The sequence below is a fragment of the Neorhizobium sp. USDA 3394 genome, from assembly GCF_056280385.1.
Genome location: NZ_JBWCDU010000002.1, coordinates 1,602,696 through 1,618,123 on the forward strand (window position 1 = coordinate 1,602,696; position 15,428 = coordinate 1,618,123).

10 protein-coding genes are annotated in these 15,428 nt (G+C 59.8%); 5 read left to right on the forward strand and 5 right to left on the reverse strand.

All coding sequences use genetic code 11. The features are described 5' to 3' along the window. Positions 1-73: 73 nt before the first annotated feature. Entirely contained in the window at positions 74-1,429 is a 1,356-nt protein-coding gene (locus ACZ9EJ_RS29175; RefSeq protein ID WP_046641239.1) for an ATP-binding protein, read from the reverse strand. A 261-nt stretch (positions 1,430-1,690) separates the two neighbouring features. Between ACZ9EJ_RS29175 and ACZ9EJ_RS29180 the strand changes: the two genes are divergently transcribed. Then, entirely contained in the window at positions 1,691-2,539 is an 849-nt protein-coding gene (locus ACZ9EJ_RS29180; protein WP_046641240.1) for a MipA/OmpV family protein, read from the forward strand. 212 nt (positions 2,540-2,751) lie between these two features. Here ACZ9EJ_RS29180 and ACZ9EJ_RS29185 read toward each other — a convergent pair whose 3' ends face one another. From ACZ9EJ_RS29185 to ACZ9EJ_RS29195, 3 genes are all read right to left on the reverse strand, one after another. Beyond that, a complete protein-coding gene (locus ACZ9EJ_RS29185) occupies positions 2,752-3,474 on the reverse strand; it encodes a response regulator transcription factor (RefSeq protein WP_046609676.1) in 723 nt (240 codons plus the stop codon). Positions 3,475-3,753: 279 nt separating this feature from the next. Beyond that, the gene (locus ACZ9EJ_RS29190) at positions 3,754-6,810 is read right to left on the reverse strand and encodes an efflux RND transporter permease subunit (protein ID WP_046641241.1); all 3,057 of its coding nucleotides are present in this window, start codon (positions 6,808-6,810) and stop codon (positions 3,754-3,756) included. Next, positions 6,807-7,931: an efflux RND transporter periplasmic adaptor subunit gene (locus ACZ9EJ_RS29195; protein WP_046641277.1), complete on the reverse strand. Its 1,125-nt coding sequence runs from the start codon at positions 7,929-7,931 to the stop codon at positions 6,807-6,809. Before ACZ9EJ_RS29195 ends, ACZ9EJ_RS29190 begins: the two co-directional genes overlap by 4 nt. A 688-nt stretch (positions 7,932-8,619) precedes the next feature. Between ACZ9EJ_RS29195 and ACZ9EJ_RS29200 the strand changes: the two genes are divergently transcribed. Genes ACZ9EJ_RS29200 through ACZ9EJ_RS29215 form a run of 4 tightly spaced genes read left to right on the forward strand, consistent with a single transcriptional unit; the run spans position 8,620 to position 13,686 of the window. Beyond that, on the forward strand, positions 8,620-9,792 hold the full coding sequence (locus ACZ9EJ_RS29200; RefSeq protein ID WP_080955789.1) for an acyltransferase family protein: 1,173 nt from the start codon (positions 8,620-8,622) through the stop codon (positions 9,790-9,792). Further along, positions 9,777-10,880, forward strand: a complete 1,104-nt coding sequence (locus tag ACZ9EJ_RS29205) for a glycosyltransferase family 2 protein (protein WP_046641242.1) — start codon at positions 9,777-9,779, stop codon at positions 10,878-10,880. The genes ACZ9EJ_RS29200 and ACZ9EJ_RS29205 overlap by 16 nt, the downstream gene beginning before the upstream one ends. Continuing rightward, positions 10,880-11,899: a glycosyltransferase family 2 protein gene (locus ACZ9EJ_RS29210; protein ID WP_080954214.1), complete on the forward strand. Its 1,020-nt coding sequence runs from the start codon at positions 10,880-10,882 to the stop codon at positions 11,897-11,899. Before ACZ9EJ_RS29205 ends, ACZ9EJ_RS29210 begins: the two co-directional genes overlap by 1 nt. Continuing rightward, entirely contained in the window at positions 11,893-13,686 is a 1,794-nt protein-coding gene (locus ACZ9EJ_RS29215; RefSeq protein ID WP_046641243.1) for an ABC transporter ATP-binding protein, read from the forward strand. The genes ACZ9EJ_RS29210 and ACZ9EJ_RS29215 overlap by 7 nt, the downstream gene beginning before the upstream one ends. A 36-nt stretch (positions 13,687-13,722) precedes the next feature. On the opposite strand, the gene ACZ9EJ_RS29220 is transcribed toward ACZ9EJ_RS29215, so the two are convergent. Further along, complete coding sequence (locus ACZ9EJ_RS29220) at positions 13,723-15,321, reverse strand: diguanylate cyclase domain-containing protein (RefSeq protein WP_476100359.1); 1,599 nt, start codon at positions 15,319-15,321, stop codon at positions 13,723-13,725. Positions 15,322-15,428: the final 107 nt, after the last annotated feature.

Here is a 15,428-nt window from a genome sequence, read left to right on the forward strand (position 1 = left end):
TGCCCGAGCGATGCGAGAAGGCACTAGGTGAGCATGTCATGGCTGAAGTACCGGAAAATATTCACCCGGGCGTTCACCGAACCTGGGCGGTGACGCCGTCCGCCTGGAGATCTGCTGGAAACGTTAGTCGCGCCAAGAGCCCGGATGGCTCCCCGTCCAACAGTTCCAGCGTTCCCCGGTGGGCTTGCACGATTTCCGCAACGATGGACAATCCCAGCCCGAACCCGGCGTTGCCATCAGTCCTCGCCGCATTCAGTTTGAAGAATGGCTCCAGCACCCTCGCACGTGATTCCTTCGGTATCCCGGGGCCATTGTCCGACACGTCGACCACCACCTTGTCTCCGCTTCGCGTCAGCTCGATTGCGACCTTCTCGCCAAATTTCACAGCGTTTTCGCAAAGGTTGGTCACTGCACGTGTTATCGCGAGGGGCTTGCAATTGGCGGACAGATGATTGGGGCCGATATAATTGATCTTATGGCCCACATCGTCAAACTCGCTGCAGATCGTCTGCAGCGTCGTTGCCAGGTCAATCGTTTCCACCTGCTCCCGATGGTGGTCGTCACGCAGATAGCTGAGGCTCTCCTTGAGAAGGCTATCGATGCGAGAGATATCCGCCAGCAACATATCGCGCAATTGCCCGTCGCCGACCCGCTCTACTCGAAGTCTCAGTCTCGTCAATGGCGTGCGCAGATCGTGGCTCACCCCACGCAGCATCCGCGTCCTGCTTTGGATCATATCGGTGATACGATCGCTCATCCCGTTCAGGGAGCGTGCAACAGCAACGATCTCCACGCTGCCTTCTTCCTCGAAGATTACCCGGCCAGATGTAATGTCGGCATTCGCAGCCGCTGAAGCGATCTTCCGCAACGGTCGCGTGATCGCCCAGACCCCGAACGAGGAAAACAACACGATCAAGGTGATAAGCGCTACCAGATAGTGTGGCCCCCTGATGAGGACCTCGCTCCAGAACGCAGTGCTTGGAAGACCGCCCAAAACGAGGATTGTTTTATCGTCAACCTCGGCTGAGACGACACGCTTGTCATCAACGAAGGTTTGCCAGCCACCGAGTGGCACCTGCTTCCCGTCGGGGGTAAAAAGCCAATCTATCGTCGCGTCCAGGGCACTTTCCTGCGGCGATGAGTTCTTGAACGTTTCCGCCAAGGCCCGAGGCCGCAGATTGAGATCCCAACCGGCACGATTGGCTGCCTGAAGAACGATGTCGCGTTCTTCAGGCGTGGCTGTTTTGAGGACGGAAGCTATCGTAAACACACTGTCGGCGAGTTCCTCGACGTCAACCATCGAGTACCCATTTCCGACACGCTGCTCGAGAAAAGAGCCGCCTAAAACGGTGATGGTGAGACCGAGAAGAATAACGCCGGTGATCTGACTATGGATCGTCGATAGGCCTGGAAGCCGCCGGAAGAACATGAGCACCCTGTTGAATTGTGAAGCGCGCCTGAGTCGAAGTCGCTCAACGAAGCAGAAATATAGGCGAACTCCCTCACAAGATCCCGCGTTTCCTACTGCGCGATTATTACGTTTTGTTACGGCAGGGCCGCCTCGTCGCTGATCGCGGCGGGCCGCAACAAAGCGTAACAAAAAAACATGCACCGGATGGCTCCGGCATGAAACACAAGCCGTCGCAGGCTCCTCTGTTTGGGGGGACTGATAACCTGTTCTGGAGCCCTTATGCTACATCTTGAAAAAGCCAAGCGGCGTCTTTCGCCCCTCGCCTTATGCGCTGCATTCAGCATTGCTGGATTGTCCCCAACCGCCTATGGCGCCGACCAGACCACCACGGAGCAGACGCCGGAGCCACCTTTCGACAAGCAGCGTTTCGACAAACGCCAACCGGAGCGCAATTGGAGCCTGATCGTTGGTGCCGGCGCCTCTTACGATCCCAAATACGAAGGGAGCGATGAATTTGAAGTCAGCCCCATTCCCTTCGTGGTGTTCACCTATGGCGAATGGCTGGAAATCGATCCAGGTGGGATCAGCGTCACTGTCCTCAATCAAAGCGGCTTTTCTATCGCCGCTCAAATCGGTTATGAAACGGGGCGGGATGACGGTGACGGTGATCGCCTCCGCGGTCTCGGCGACATCGATTTCGCCGCAACGGTCGGCGCAAAAGTCGGCTATGATTGGGGTCCGGTCGAAATCTATGCGAGCGTCGACCAGACCATCAATGGCAGCGAAAGCCTGATCGGAAAGTTTGGGGTGGAATACTCTGCCCCGGTCACGGAGCGTCTCATTCTGGGCGCACGCGCCGAAGCCACCGTCGCCGATGACAAGCACATGCAGGCCTATTTCGGCGTCGATGCCGCTCAGTCGGCACGTTCGGGCCTTCGTGAATACAAGGCAGAAGCTGGCTTGAAGCGTGTCGATTTTTCTGCCTCTGCCACATACGCATTGAGCGAACATTGGTTGGTACGCGGTGAGGCAGGCATCGGAGTGCTCACCGGAGATGCCGCGGATAGCCCGATCGTCGAAAAGAAGATCCAGCCTTCCGTTTCTGCTTTTGTCGGCTACAAATTCTGAAAGCCGGGAAGAGAAAACAAATGGCGCACGCCTGCACGGATCGCTTCCGATCCGTGCAGGCGTGCGTTTTGCCGTGCGGCAATATTTTTCACTACAAGATGCGATGCCGTGGTCGCTGGGAACAGGCGTCCGGGCGCCAGTTCCCAGTCACAACATCGGCTGCCACCGCGGCCGCACGGCAATTGCGGCACCGGAGAAGGGTTGGGCCTATTTCAGACCTCCTCCACCGACGCGGTGAAAGTATATCCCCCCAGTCTGACCGTCTGCAGGAGCGTCGGCTCGCGAGGATCAGCCTCGATCTTCTGACGGAGGCGGCTGATATGGACGTCAATACTGCGCTCGATCGGCCCAGCCAGCCCGGAATGGGTAAACAAGAGCAGCTCCTCGCGGGTGATGACCCTGCCCGGATTTCTGCAGAACGCCAGCAAAAGATCGAATTCCGTTGTTGTCAAAGCGATGCGGGCGTTGCTGGGGTCGTGAAGCCGGCGCCGCATCGGGTCGATCACCCATCCGTCAAAACGCAGCTTCCTCTGAGCCGAGCTACTTGTCAGGCCGTAAGAGGCGCGACGCAGGAGACTGCGAATCCGAGCGACCACCTCCCTCGGACTGAAGGGCTTTGTGATGTAATCATCGGCACCGACTTCAAGTCCCACGATCCGATCGACTTCCTCTCCGAGTGCCGTCAGCAGGATTATCGGGATCGTTCTTTCCGAGCGGATGCGCTTACAAATGCTTAGCCCATCTTCGCCCGGCAGCATGACGTCGAGAATAATCAGGTCATAGGAATTGCTGCGAAGCAGGGACTGCATCACGTTTCCGTCCTCAGCCACGGTCGGCAGCATCCCGCTTTCCTGAATCGTCGACGCCAGAAGATTGCCGATTTCGAAGTCGTCTTCCACGATCAATATCTTCGCGGATGCTGAATTGGGCTGCATCGAGTCTTTTCCTGTTTGAGGACCCTATAATCGGCCGGCTGCTGGTCCTCGAATATTTCGCTTTATTAAGTTTTGTTACGGTCGCTGCTCGCAGTGATACCAAAAGCGCCCAGCCATGGCGATAAGAGCCGCGACCGCTCGCACCGCCACGCAGAATTGACGTAACCGACAGAGTGGCGGCACCGCGGAAAAACCGCTCTGCGATAAACGGCAGGGCCGGCCAGGTGGCTGGCCGGCCCTCCGCTGGTCGTGCAAGCGTCCTTGCGGGGCCTGCAACCTTCAGATCTCGGCCGACTGGAGGAAGGGCTTGAAGATCCGAGCGGTACGATCGCCAAGGTCGGAAACGATCAGGTGGAGCGACGGGATGACGAGCAATGATAGAACCGTGGACACGAGCAGACCGCCAATCACCGCGATCGCCATGGGCGCCCTGAATTCGCCTCCGTCCCCTACCCCGAGCGCCGAGGGGGCCATTCCCCCGATCATGGCAAACGTGGTCATGATGATCGGGCGAACGCGCTCCAAGCAGGCTTCGATGATCGCATCGACCCGAGGCATCCCATGGGCCTCGCGTTCGATGGCGAAGTCCAGGAGCATGATGGCGTTTTTCGTCACGATCCCCATCAACATCAGGATGCCGATGACGACGGGAAGCGAGACGGCGTGGCCGCTTAACATCAGGCCAGTTGCAACACCGCCGATAGAAAGCGGAAGGGAAGCCAGAATAGTCCAGGGCGCCAGCACGCTTCCGAAGAGGAGGATGAGAACGACAAGTACAAGCATGACACCCGATCCCATCGCCACCACAAAGCTTGAGAACACCTCGCCTTCGGTATCGGAATCCCCGGTCGCTTGAATGCGCACACCCGCCGGCAGGTTCTTGACGCTGTCGAGCTGTGTCAGCCTGTCGAGACCCTGGCCCGACGTCATGCCCTCAGCCATATCAGCCGAGATTTCGATGCGACGCTGGCGATCAAACCGCTCGATGGCGGCGACCCTCTCATCGAAGCTGATCTCGGCGACAGACGACAACGGAACCGACGTCCCTTTCGTCGTCGGGACCGACAACATCTCAAGGGTTGGCAAGTCGTCGCGAGCATGCGCCTGGAGGAGCACGCGGATTGGAATCTGTCGGCCGCCGTCAAGGAAGTTGGGCAGCCGGCTGTCGACGTCGCCCACCGTCGATACCCGGATTGTGCGCGCAAGTTCTGCCGCAGATACACCGATCGTTGAAGCCTTGTCGGGGTCAACTTTCACCCGAAGTTCCGGGCGCGTAGCTACGTTGTCGGCGCTTGGGTTGACGAAGTTCCTGTCGGCAGTGAGCTCATGCAGTATATTGTCTGCGGCCCGCTGAGCCATAGCGCCATCCGCGGACAGGACAGCGAAAGATATGTCCCGCCCACCGCGGGTATTGAGAAAGCGCAGCCTGACGTCCGAAATCGAGAAAAGCGCCTTCTCAAGATCGGTTTGTATCGAGAACGACGAACGGTCGCGCTCGGATTTGTGGAACAGATCGATCAGCACGGTCGCATATCGTATATCCTCCTGTCCCGCCGTGCTCGACCCCGCCCTGACGAACACGCCTTCCACCGCGGAATCCCGCCGGATCACGGAGGCTATTTCGTCCGTCGCTGTTCTTGTTTCGTGCAAGGCCGCCCCCGGAGGCAGCTCCACGGAGAGGGTCAACCGCCCCGTGTCCTCTTCCGGCAAAAAGGCGGTCGGCAGGGAGATCAGACCGTATAAAGCCAGGGCGAAGGCCGCAAATGCGCATCCGACCGTCATCCATCGCCACCGGAGGCTGACCTTCAGCAGCCGTCCATAGGCCGACACCAGACGCCCTCTCCGGACGTCGGACGGAGGAGCGTTGGTCATGATGTATGCGGCCATGATCGGGGTGATCAATCGGGCCGCCAGAAGCGAAAAGAATACCGCGATCGCAACCGTCAACCCGAATTCCCGGAAGTACAGCCCGACCACTCCGCTCATGAAACCCACCGGCGTGAAGACAGCCATGATCGTCGCGGATATGGCCATGACCGCAAGCCCTATTTCGTCGGAGGCGTCCAATGCGGCCCGGTAGGCGGATTTGCCCATGTCGCGGTGACGTACCACGTTTTCGATTTCAACGATCGCATCGTCCACGAGAATCCCTGTCACAAGGGTGATCCCAAGCAGACTGAGGATATTGAGGGAGAAGCCCAGGAGATCGATGGCAAAAAAGGTCGGGATGATCGAAAGCGGAAGCGCGATTGCCGCAACGATCGTGCCCCGCCAGTCGCGCAGGAATAAAAACACGACGACGATTGACAACGCTGCTCCCTCATAGAGCGTATGCATGGCCGAGTTGTAGTTGCCCGCCGTGTAGGACATATTGTCGTCGACCAGCTTGAAGCGCGTCGACGGCTGTTCGAGATTGAGCTTCTCCAGTGCGGCGGCCACTTCCTCCGCCACGACAAGTTCGCTCGCACCCTTCGAGCGATATACCGCGAAGCCTACGACCTCCTCCTGATCCAAAGTGGCAAAGGCGCGGGCCTCGGCGATCGTATCCTGGACGCTGCCGACATCGTCCAGTTTCACACTGGCGTCGTCCGACAGGAGGATGCGAGCATCACCGAGTTCTGCAATCGTCCGCGCCGCCGCGGCGGTCGTCAGCGCCCGTTCCCTGCCATTCAGGTTGCTGCGCCCCCCAGAGCGATCCAACTGGCTTTCGATGAGGCTTTCGTTGACGGCGTTCGCCGTGAGGGAAAGCGCCTGCAATCGCGAAGGATCGAGCGCGACATGGATCTCCCTGTCAGCACCTCCGACACGGTCAATGCGGCCAACGCCCTTCAGACCCTGCAGCTGCCGGGCAACAACGTCGTCGACGAACCACGAAAGCTCCGCAACGGTCATGTCCTGGCTTGTGACGGCATAGGTCACGACCGCTTGTGCTTCCTCCTCCGCTCGCTCGATGACAGGCTCATCTATTCCATCGGGAAGATCGCTGCGGATTTTGGCAACTGCGTCGCGGACGTCACCCATGGCGCGGTCAGGCGAAATCACGCCTAACTCAAATTCGACAGCGGTAACGGAGCGGCCCTGGGTGACGGTCGACTTGATCTCTTCTACGCCTGCAAGAGACGCGACTGCGTCTTCAACAAGACGAGTAACTTCAGTCTCCAACTCGCTCGGCGCGCCGCCGGGCTGGTCGATAGTCACATTCACCGCCGGCTCGTCGATCGTCGGGAAGTAAGTAACAGGCAGCCGTGAGAAGCTGTAGAGACCCGCGGCGACAAGGATTAGGAATAGGAGGATCGAAGGAAGCGGATTACGGATCGCCCAGGCCGATATGTTCATTGAAGTCGAGCTCCGAGCCGATTTGGGGTCGATGTGGATGCGTCGGCACGCGCTTCCGGCGTCGCGGCCAATACCGGCCTCACCCGCTCCTGTGCCTTCAGGAAGGCACCTGATTTCAGGACGACCTCCTCACCCTCCCGGATGCCGTCGACGATTTCCACGAACCCGCTTTGCTGCGATCCGATGCGGACCGGGCGGATATCCACGAGCCCGTCCGAAACAACGTAAACGTTGTGGCCAGCCACCGTGCTTCTGACGGCTGTTCCCGGAAGGAGAACATTCTGCCGGCCTTCGACACTGATGCTGCCGCGCGCAAAGACGCCCGGGAAAAGTCTGGCCTTGTCTGCAAGTTCGATCCGCACAGTCCCGCTTCTTGTCTTGGGATCGAGTTGCGCGGCATTCAGCCGGACGGTCCCTGCGATGGCTGCGTCGCGTCCTGGCAAGGTAATTTCGGCGCTCATGCCTTCGCGCAACCGAACGAAGCTCGTTTCCGTCACCTGCGCCACGAACTCGATATCATCGTCATCAGCGATGACAAAAAGAGCTCCGGCGGAACTCGATGTCATAGCACCGACACGCGCGCTCCTGCTCAAGATCCGGCCCGAACTGGACGCCCGAAGGGTACTCCTCTGAACGGTCAGTTCGATTTCCCGCCGCTCGCTGGCGATCAATTGTTGATCTGCGTTGGCGAGCTCCAACGATTGGCGCGCCAGTCTCAACTCCGCGACGGCTCGGGCGTGAGCGTTCAAGTCTTCCTCAAGGACATTGTCGGCGATGGCACCTTTCGGCTGCAGCGAGCGGCTGCGTTCCAGCTTTTTGCGCGCTTCGGCTTCGGTGACCATTGCCACATCTATCTTGCTGCTCTCGACGGCCACGGCAGCATGCGCGCGAAGGAGGCTCACCGCATTCTTGTCCAGCAACATCAGGGCTTCGGTCGTGTCCAGGACCGCAAGCGCCTGGCCGCGCTCGACATGTTGACCAGCCTCTACCAGGATCTGCCGCACCTCCTTGCCGAGGACGGCGGGATAGACCTCGATCTCTTCCCGCGCGGCAAGCGAACCAACCACCTCGATCCTTTCCGTCAGCGCGCCTCGCTTGGCGACGATCGTCGTTACCGGCATCTGAGCGTCTGCCGATACCGCGGTCGAAAGCATGCACGCGAGCACCGCTGCTTTGCCGACAAGCGCAAAGCAGCGTCGAAGCGTGGATGATACGGTCGATAATGCGATCATTGAGTGGACCTTTTAATTAAGCCGCCAAGCGCCCTTGGCCGGTTTGGTTAGGTCACACGATAACGATGGGCAGGAGCCGCACTGTGTAGTCACATTAAGAAATGTTACGGCACGCTCATGCGCCTCTCAGCCTGGACCGGCATGCAGGACGGCCTGCATAATTTGCCGGACTCCCCTTTACGCATGGGATGTTGCGATGCGATACTTTGCGACAATTTCCCTGTTTTGCGGCATACGCGTGCGACAAACACCTGGGCCGGGCGGGCCGGCAAGGCGCCGAGGGACAAACCGTGCCGCCCCGCCAACCACGGCGCAGCGGAAATAGGGGCCCTGCAGCGAATATCGGTTCTGGATCACCATGCACAACGGACAGTCGAAATTTACGTCTCCAAATAGGACCAAAGGCTGCCCCGCCGCGGGGCTAAAGTCTGAATAGCCGTGGCGGCCACAGTTTGGTCCGATTTCGCCTGAACTTTTCGAACTGCCAAAATAGTTCCTTGGGGTTCCAAACAGAAGCACGGCGGCAGCAGCGAGCGAGGCGGGAGTTATCACAAGTTCTGGGCAACTGGGGGGCTCCATGCTTCATGCACGCGACGGACAATTGGATGGGCTCAGAACCCTTGCCGTCTCGATGGTTCTATACGCGCATTTCTTCGCGGCCGACGGGTCGCATTGGGGCCATATCGGCGTACGCCTGTTCTTCGTTCTCAGCGGCTTCCTGATAACCCGAGTGCTGCTGGAAGCCCGCTCTACCGCCCGTTACGAACCGGGCACCACGATAAGGTCGTTCTATATCCGACGGGCCTTGCGCATATTCCCGCCCTACTTTGCAGTGCTGATCTTCGTCTGGCTGGTTAACCTCGAGCAGGCGCGCGGCAGCATCAAATGGCATGCCCTTTACCTGTCGAATTTCTGGTATGCCCTTCGCGACGAATGGACGCCCTGGATTCTCTGCCACACCTGGAGCCTGAGCATCGAAGAGCAGTTCTATGTCCTTTGGCCGCTCGTCATCCTGCTCGCCCCGCGTCGCTGGCTTGAGCCGATCTGCATCGCTCTCATTGCGTGCTCGCTCGCCTACCGGTTCTATTGGCCGTTTACGGGGACGCCTTCGCTCGCGCGGGATCTTCTTCCTCCAGCGTCGATGGACGCACTGGTGGCGGGCGCGCTCCTTGCACTCCATCGCGCGCGGTCACGGACATTGCCGCACTGGATGCGGCTGAGTTCCGTACCCCTGCTTGTTGCAACGGCCATTTTGATGTGGCTGAAACCGCTCCCCTTGTCACCAACGCTTGCCTGGATGCATTGGATCGGGTTGGAGGTCCTTCCGCTTATACCGCTTGCGGCCCTGGTCGGATACTGTTCGTCGGGCCTGCGGGGAGCTCCGGGCCGCCTGTTGGAATTTCCGCCGATTACCGCTGTCGGACGCGTCAGCTACGGGGTTTACCTGTACCATCCGATCGTCCTCTCCTTTGTCGTCAGTGCACAGCCTTGGATTCCGTTCAACGTCTCGGAACAGGGTTTGGGGCGCCTCATCGTAGCGACCACGGGAACGCTGGTCTTGGCCGCGATCTCGTGGCTGGCGTTCGAAAAACCACTCAACCAGCTCAAGCGTTGTTTCCCATACGTCCCCCCAAGCAAACTTGACCCGACGTATGACGCGCCGTCTGCCACAGCCATTTCGGAAGCTGGGCAAATGCAGGAACTTCGATTTGCCACGCCATTGGGAGCCGAACGATGTCCTCCCCGCTGATTTCCGTCCTGTTGCCCGTCTACAACGGCGAACCTTATCTCGCTGCCGCGGTCGAGAGCATCCTGCGTCAGGACTACAGGCGCTTCGAGGTCGTCGCCATCGACGATGGCTCGACCGATCTGTCGCTGGATATTCTGCACCGATATCAGAAACTTGACGATCGCGTCCGCATCGTCTCGCGCGAGAACCGCGGGCTGATCGCGACCCTGAACGAGGGCATTGCCCTTGCCAGAGGTGACCTGATCGCCCGAATGGACGCGGACGACATCTCCTATCCAACCCGCTTTTCCCGTCAGGTCGCGTTCTTTGAGCGGCAGCCCCAGCTTGCGATCTGCGGAACGGAAGTCGATCGGCTTCTCGGCAGCCGCGTCGTGCGCGGCACGCCAAATCCCATTTACCAGTCGGGGGATTGGCACATACTGTCGCTGTTTTTCACGATCTTCCTGCATTCGACGGTGATGTACAATCGCACGGTCATTCCCGAGGATATGCTGGTCTATGACGCAAGCTACGTCCACGCGGAGGACTTCGATCTCTTCAGGCGCATTACACGCGAGTTTCCGGCGGCGATGATCGATGAGAGCCTGATCGCCTATCGTATCCACAGCGACAGCGTCACCAACAGGCACAGGCGGCAAATGCGCCGAACCCACCTGAAGATCGTCGCCGAGAACCTCGAACGGCAGGCTCTTAACGACGATCCCGACGCTCTTCTTGATATCGGCGCAGCCGTTACGCCGGACACGGTGCGCCGAGCCGCCGATTGCATGCTCGCGATCGAAAGAAGAGTGGCCGAGCAAACCGGTACGGGCGCTCGCAGCTACGCGGAAGGAGCGCTTTGCTTCTTCTATTTCCTCTACCAATTCATTGCCGACGAGCAACGTCCGGAGTTGACCCACGCATTTCTCATGCGAACGGGAAAATGGGACGTCATCCGGCGGCGGGAACGCTACGGCCTTCGAGCCGCCGTGGCGGCGCCCTGGTTGAGCCGCATGTCGGAGGAGGCGATCCGGAGGCTTGATGGGGTGGCACGGTACTATCAATCGGTGCCGGCCAGGACGGTGTTACCGCTTCGAGGGCTCGCCTGATGTCCGGGGAGAACAAGCAGGCCCCACACGCCAGTCCCCCCTTGTCTCCCGAGGGGCGCCACCCCATCGATGCAAGCTTTATCGTCTGCACCAGGAACAGGGCCGCCGCGCTCGAGGCGTGTATCAGCTCGATCGAAGCCGCCTGCCAAGCCTGTTCCCTAAGCTGCGAACTGGTGGTGGTTGACAATGGATCCACCGACGATACAGCCATACGTTTGTCCCGTATCGCGGCGAAATCCGCTGTCCCCGTCAGATGGATGGTGGAGCTGCGGCCTGGCCTCGCTGCCGCGCGCAATACGGGAATGGAGCGGGCGCGAGGCAGGCTTCTGATCTTCATCGATGATGACTGCGTCGTCGAGACCTCCTACCTTCAGGATCTCAACCGGCATTATTCGGCCGGTGAGCGATGTATTGTCCGGGGTGGCCGCGTCGATCTCGGCAGCCCGCACGACCTGCCTTTCACCATCAAGCGGTCGCGGTTTCGGGCTCGTTTCACGCCGGATGTTCATCCGGGCGGGTTTGTGCTCGGCTGCAACATGACTATGCATCGGGAAGCGGCAGCCCGCATCGGGCGCTTTGACGAACGGTTCGGGGCCGGCGGCCCGCTGCGGTCCGCAGAAGATACGGATTACCTCGTCCGTGCCTATCAACTCGGCATCCCAATCGAATATGTTCCCGACATGACGGTCCAGCATTTTCACGGCCGAACCACCCGCGATGCAATCGAACAGCTTCACCGGGATTACAGCTTTGGAAACGGCGGTCTTTGCGTCAAGCATGTGTTCAAGGCCCCCTGGCTGCTTCGTCACTTCTGCTGGACGACCCGATCGGCCTGGCGGGAGCTGTTCGGCGGCTACCGTTTCGATCCCGAGATTTCCCTGTCCCACCTGACGATCGTGGTCATGAACCTGGTCGGAGCAGCCAAATTTGCCTTGCTCGCCATTCGGTGGCCAAAACAGGCGGACGCTGACACGACCAGCCACCTGCGTCGCCCGCAACGGGGATCCCCGCCATGCTAGATTTCCTCACATCGAGTTCTCACCTCCTGCGCGAGGCACTGGGGAAAAACACCGGTCTCTTGGTTGTCGTCGTCATCCTTGGGCTGAGCAGCGCCGTGCTCGAAGGCACCGGCATCGGTCTTGTCATCCCGATGCTCAGCATCATTGCCGGCGAAAGCGACGCTTCGGGAATGGCCGGCCTTTCCGCCGTCTTTCAGCGGGTGGGCGCGGGATTGGACGACCAGACCCGGCTAATCGCCATCGCGGCTGCCATTCTCGGGTTGATCACCGTGAAAAACGTGCTGGCTTTTGCCAACGCGGTGCTTGCCAATTTCATATATGGCAAGGCCGGTCATTCGATCCGGAACCGTCTCGCTGACCAGCTTTTGACGATCGGCTACTCGTTCTTCCTGCAGCAGAGCCCGGGGCGACTGCTGAACATCATCTCCAACGAATCCTGGCGGGCCTCGGATGCGGTCCAGACCATCCTTGCCGCGATCGTGAATGCGTCAGCGGCCGTTATCCTGCTCGCATTTTTGCTGCTTCTTTCGTGGCAGATGTCGTTATGCGTTACGCTTGGGCTTGTCCTGATCCAGGCGATCCATGCCTTGCTGTCGGCCGGTCTGAAGGGCCCGAGCCGCAATGTGACGTCGTTTAACAGTGAACTTGCCGCAAGGATGCTTCACCTCGTTCACGCCGGGCGCCTCATCCGCGCATTCGGACAGGAACTGCGTGAAAAAGCGATCTTCGAGGCGACTTCGAATGCCGTGCGAAAAGCGGGCTTCGTTCTTAGCAGCCGCCAGGCGGCTCTCCCGCCGCTGACCGAAGTGCTGCATTCCGCCCTCTTTCTGGGCGTGGTTGTCAGCGCATGGCGGCTTGGGGTCGGTTTCCCGGTGATCGTGGCTTTCGTCGTCCTGCTTTACAGGCTGCAACCGCATGTCCGCGCGCTACAGATGGCCTGGAGCCAGATCCAGGGATGGAGTGGTGCGCTGGAAGAGGTCGGATGGCTACTGGATTCATCCGACAAACCAGCGGCGCCCCAGGGTAGTCGTCCGATCCGGGGGCTCCGCCAGCAGATCAAGTTCGACCAGGTGACCTTCAGGTATCCGGGCGCAAGCACACGACCCGTGGTCTTGCGTTCGGTAAGCTTCCAGATCCGCCAGGGCCGCTCGACCGCAATTATCGGACGGTCGGGCGCCGGCAAGACCACGATCGTCAATCTCCTATGCCGGTTCGTGGAGCCGGATCAGGGCAATATTCTTGTCGACGGCATTCCCCTCGGCCAAATCGATCCCGCTCAGTGGCGCCGGCAGATTGCGCTTGCCAGCCAGGATCTTGAACTGGTGGACGGCACCATTTTCGAGAACATCGTCTACGGCCACAATACCTCCCTCCCCGAGGCCGAAAGCGCGGCCAGACTTGCCGAAGCGCACGAATTTATCGAGAAGCTGCCTGACGGATATGAAACTGTCGTCGGTTATCGGGGAGCGAGCCTGTCGGCCGGTCAACGACAGCGGATCGCCCTGGCGAGAGCGCTGGTCCGCGATCCGGAAATCCTGATCCTGGACGAAGCCACGAATGCCATGGACGGCTTGTCCGAAGCAGCGATCGTGGAGACTTTGAAATTGAGAGCCGGGCGCCGCACGACAATCGTTGTCAGCCATCATCACAGCACCATTTCCTTCTGTGACGAGGTTGTCATTCTCGGTGCCGGCCGCGTCCGCAATCAGACGCCCTTTGCCGAAGTTGCATCCTTAAGCATGGAACAGCTTTACGAGCATGAGATATCGCATGGCAGCCCGTCGTGACCAGGTGCCGAGCGCCAATGGGTTCTGCCCCTGGCCTCAACGAACCGTGACAACCAATGGCATAATCTCGTCTTCGGCCATCCGCCAGGTGTTGCGGCCGGCCGACTTCGCCCGATAGAGCGCCCGATCCGCGGCCTGTACAAGCGTTTCGCGGTCACCGGCCACAACACTTGCCGCTGCAATACCTATGCTGACGCCGATGCTGATCGACAATCCCTTGATCCGGAAAGGTGCGTTCAAGGCCGATATGCAGCGCTCGGCAAGGCCGATATCCGCCTGGCCATCGCTTTTCACGAGAATGGCGAATTCGTCGCCGCCGAGGCGGGCCACAAGATGCCCGCCTGCGGCTGAAAACAACCGCTCAGCGGCAAGCTTCAAGACCTCGTCGCCGGCGGCGTGGCCGAACGTGTCATTGACCGGCTTGAATCCGTCGAGATCGAGGCAGTAGACGATCACAACGCCCTCGTTCGCTTCGGGCTTGAGTGCCTCGTCGAGAGCTTTGTAGAACTGCATCCGGTTCGGCAGGCCCGTCAGAATATCGTGATGAGCCAATCTGTTGGCCTCCGCCTCCGCCAGCACCCGGTCGCTGACATCGGCGATCGTCAGCAGGAGCCGCCGATCGCCGCTGTCGTAGAGCAACCGGACGTAAATGAGGACGTGGTGTTCCCGGCCCTGCGCCGTGCGCTGGCGCCAGACGGTGCGGGCTTCGCAATCGCCGTCGAGATCGCGGAGCCTTGCGGCGAACTCCTCGCCTTGCCCTTCGGCGTGCATGTCGAAAACGGCTTTGGCAAGAAGGACCGATCTCTCGTATCCATAGAACTGAAGCGCCGCGTGATTGGCTTCAAGGATCGCGAGGCTGTCGCCGTCGCAAAGCAGCATAGGCATCGGGTTTGCGTCGAACAGTTGCCGAAGCCACTCCTCCCGTTGCTTGAGGCTGCTAATGTCTATGCGCATTCCGATGGCGCCGCCATCCGGCGTGCGGCGATCGTCATAGCGCAACCATCGCCCGTCTTTCATTTGCCGCTCCTCCTGGGAAACGGGCTGTCGAAACTTCGTCATGCGCTCGCTGAGCCAGACATCCTGGTCCGGCACCACCTCCTGGATGCTGCCGCCCGCAAGGCTGATCTTCAAAATCTCCTCGAACGGAATTCCGGGCGTCAGGTATTCGGCGATATCGGCATAAAGATCGGCGTATTTCTGGTTCCAAAGGACGTAACGGTCCTTGGCGTCGAAGACACAGACCGCCTGCGGCAACATCTCGATGACGTATCGCAGACGAAGATTGGCTTCCCGAGCGGCGAGCCCCGCGGACGTCTCCTGGCCGCCGCGCTCGATCCAGACCACGGTGAAGGGCTCGTCCGAGCCGGGAAATGGCGAAACTCTGATATTGCAGGTCCGGGCTTCCCCCGCCCTGCCGGTCAAGAGAACCGACGAACCCTCGGGATTGTCCAGCGGCCACCCGGACAGGAGATCGGTTATGCCCGTGCCATGCAAAGTGTCGGCTGTGCCAAAGAGTGCTCTTGCCTCCGCATTCGCAAAGGTGACGAAGCCCGCTGCGTTCACAATGAGCGCGGCGAGCGGGCAGGATTCCAGCAGGTTCATCACTTCCGCACCAAGCATAGCTCCCTCAGGCACGCCGATCTGCCCGGAAAAATCTATGGAGGGAGGATACGCGGCAACCATGAAACAAATCGCTAAAGTTCAAACGGCGCATGTAAATGACGCGGCGCTCGCTTTTAGGC

Bases quoted from the DNA above. Each gene is read 5' to 3' on its own strand.
- ACZ9EJ_RS29175 (WP_046641239.1), bottom strand. From the start codon at position 1,429: ATGTTCTTCCGGCGGCTTCCAGGCCTATCGACGATCCATAGTCAGATC.
- ACZ9EJ_RS29180 (WP_046641240.1), top strand. From the start codon at position 1,691: ATGCTACATCTTGAAAAAGCCAAGCGGCGTCTTTCGCCCCTCGCCTTA.
- ACZ9EJ_RS29185 (WP_046609676.1), bottom strand. From the start codon at position 3,474: ATGCAGCCCAATTCAGCATCCGCGAAGATATTGATCGTGGAAGACGAC.
- ACZ9EJ_RS29190 (WP_046641241.1), bottom strand. From the start codon at position 6,810: ATGAACATATCGGCCTGGGCGATCCGTAATCCGCTTCCTTCGATCCTC.
- ACZ9EJ_RS29195 (WP_046641277.1), bottom strand. From the start codon at position 7,931: ATGCCGGTAACGACGATCGTCGCCAAGCGAGGCGCGCTGACGGAAAGG.
- ACZ9EJ_RS29200 (WP_080955789.1), top strand. From the start codon at position 8,620: ATGCTTCATGCACGCGACGGACAATTGGATGGGCTCAGAACCCTTGCC.
- ACZ9EJ_RS29205 (WP_046641242.1), top strand. From the start codon at position 9,777: ATGTCCTCCCCGCTGATTTCCGTCCTGTTGCCCGTCTACAACGGCGAA.
- ACZ9EJ_RS29210 (WP_080954214.1), top strand. From the start codon at position 10,880: ATGTCCGGGGAGAACAAGCAGGCCCCACACGCCAGTCCCCCCTTGTCT.
- ACZ9EJ_RS29215 (WP_046641243.1), top strand. From the start codon at position 11,893: ATGCTAGATTTCCTCACATCGAGTTCTCACCTCCTGCGCGAGGCACTG.